This window comes from Rhizobium sp. KNZ2-6A, from assembly GCF_056755475.1.
Window position 1 is genome coordinate 1 of sequence record NZ_JBNDIC010000118.1, and the last position, 2,724, is coordinate 2,724.

Consider the following 2,724-nt stretch of genomic DNA (forward strand, 5'->3'; position numbering starts at 1 on the left):
TTTTGCCGGCGCACGCAAGACCTCCGCTATGACGATCAGGTGATCGCCGAGCTGAGCTCGCTCCATACGGCGCTCAAGCAATCGATATTCTTTGCCTCCCGCCTGAATTTGAACAAGCAAGGGGCACTATCGAAACCCTCGACGGGATCGGTCCTCCCCCGGCCCTTCTCAACGCCAGCGTGCTGAAAATTGCAGCACTCTTTCGGTCATCAACGGAATTTTTCGCAACGGAGCCATAGCAGATGATAGTAGCGTCTGGAGTGATAAACCTCGCTCATAGATAGGCCTTTCTGCTCAAAGGCGATACGTGGGAGGCAATTGGGAGGCAACTGCAAAAGGGTGTTTTCGACCGACAGGATAGGTCATCGAGGTGCCGCCCGCAGATGTAGCTTTAAGAAGATTCGATTGCGTAGCAGAAGTGCGTAGGGCTGTAGCTCATTTTGCATCACAGCTAGCGATGGTGTGTGATCCAGATGTGCGTTGGATTGCTGAAGGATGGTAGACAAAGTCACCTTCGTCGTATTGTCAGAGCCGGTAGGTCGGATCGCTTCTGACGCGACTGCGCTGGACGATATTGGTGTGCCTTGCCTTGATGATCTGAGTGATCATCCACAAGGCGTCAGATCGAATATCATGATAAGGCTGCCGCGAGACGGTGACTGGAGCGCACTGCGTAGCTTGGTCCGAAAGGTTCATGAGCGCTCCGTTTTTTCCGGCATTTCGTTTTCCGATCGGAAATTGGCTGCTCTCGAGACGCAGGCACGAAATCCACAGCCGCACGAGTATGTTTTGGTTGCCGAGATCAATGGTCATGTCGTCGGCCTCGCTGGGTGTTCGGCAGGCGAGTATTTGCTCGGCGAAGGCACGGTGCTGACCACCGTCCATCTGATCGGAGTCGATACCGACTATTGTGGTCCACTCCGCTCGGCCAAGGTTTTGTCAAGCTGTTGCGTGGCATCGCAGTCTGGTCAAAGGTGCGCGGCTCGCGCCGAATGCTGGTTCACGTTACAGCCAGTAATGCCTTCAAAAACACCGATCGGCTACTCAGCGCCTGTGGAGGTCGATGCATCGGCGGAAACTATGTTGTGAATCTCCCGTGATCAATCTGACGCTCGAAGCTTTCCCTAGAGGTTTGTATTAAATGACGAGTCTACACCACGCCCTCAAGATAATTGCCGTTTTGATTTCCGTGCTCTTGTCCTGGGCAACGGCAGCACTAGCGGAAACAGAATTTGAACGTCAATGCCATCGACTAATGCCCAAGGCCGATGATTTCGCTAAAAAGTGCCTGAAAGATGCGCTACCGTTTTCGCGAATGTTCTATCCGAGCGGAGGCACGAACGGAGAGCCCGAGGCCTTTCGTGTTCTGTTCAGTGACGCCTATGCGGACTCGCATTTCATCCTGGGTTGCCACATCGGCGCGCGCGGCAACCTCACCTATGTCGGCCTCTATTACAAGACCTCGACCGAGCCGCTGCCGGCGTTCCGGTCCGACCAGATCGGCTTTGTCGACTTCAACGCCAATGCCGGCATCAAGGTCGACGGCCACAAGCACATCCTCATCGCCGTCCGCCAGTTCGTCACCGATTTCATCCCGCAGCGCTATGAGGTTCGCGTGCGCAATTGCGAGGATGGCGACCTCGAAGGTGTTACGCCCAACGCCGACAGCACCACCCTGACCCGAAATCCGGATAACAGCAGGGAATGGGTCTATCGCTTCCAGGGTTCATCCGAAGCAAGAAGCAAACCATATGACGTTTTCTTCGGTCCGGGAGACGCACCTAAGATCTGGCGGATTAGGGGTAATGTGGTGATCGACGCGAATGGCGCGCTGCTGGTTCCGGACGACTGGCGCCGGGATGCCTGTACCAGATGGCAGGATGTCTATGCCGAGGAGGGAATTATTCAGGAGACCTGCAATCTGCACCCCGACTAGACCATCTTCCGCCAGCCCAATCTGATCGTCTGTTGAAGTCCCCACACCAAGGATGGTGCCATGTCGGAACCGAACCACAGCTTTTTCTCGGTGACCCTCCCGAACACAGGCTATGCGCTCAAACAGATCTAGCTAGCCTACAGGAGGCTTCATGAGGATTGGGCAGGCCGTTGCTATGTCAATCTCCACTGCACTATTGGCAATAGCTTTTCTAGCGCAAGCACTGGGCTACTCCGGAACTTGCACCCAGGATAGTACCGATGCTTATCTGGCTGGTGCCTTTCTGAGTGCGCCGCTGTTCGTAATGAACTGGTTGATCGTCGTGTGCGCATTCTTCCGCTGGTCGCGCCGTTGTTTAGGCAAAGGATCTCCTGCTATTTTCGCATTCGCAAATGTGGGTATAGGCACGGCTTTGCTCGCATTTAATTCTCAGATGCTCTGGGGCGTCCTGGGAACGGGAGAGACGCCATGTTTTATGGTGCGCGATTTCTCCACTTACAAATTACCTGACGTCTTTTCGGGAGACTATAAGCGGCACGATGTCTTCGTGGGGATCACCTACGGGATATTTCCGCTGATTAGTGTCGTCATTTCTGCATTTAGGGCTGCGTATTCACTTCGCAGTAGTTAAAACTTCGAACCTAACAAAGGCAAATGGGCCTTGAGTACATGGAACGAAATCGCCGCTGAGCGCCAGAGGCAAATACTTGGAGACGTTGGAGTTACGTTTCAATTCTTCAATGAAGTCGGCAGACATGCATCCGGCGAGCTCCAGCAAGCAAATCCGC

At 54.1% G+C, this 2,724-nt stretch carries 3 protein-coding genes; all 3 read left to right on the plus strand.

Annotation, left to right across the window (positions count from 1 at the left end; genetic code table 11):
- The first annotated feature begins 495 nt into the window (after positions 1–495).
- Positions 496–1,089, plus strand: a complete 594-nt coding sequence (locus ACPYOP_RS32720) for an N-acetyltransferase family protein (protein WP_481414349.1) — start codon at positions 496–498, stop codon at positions 1,087–1,089.
- Between the two features lie 226 nt (positions 1,090–1,315).
- Positions 1,316–1,936, plus strand: a complete 621-nt coding sequence (locus ACPYOP_RS32725; protein WP_481414350.1) for a hypothetical protein — start codon at positions 1,316–1,318, stop codon at positions 1,934–1,936.
- Between the two features lie 151 nt (positions 1,937–2,087).
- Positions 2,088–2,567: a hypothetical protein gene (locus ACPYOP_RS32730; protein ID WP_481414351.1), complete on the plus strand. Its 480-nt coding sequence runs from the start codon at positions 2,088–2,090 to the stop codon at positions 2,565–2,567.
- Positions 2,568–2,724 lie beyond the last annotated feature (157 nt).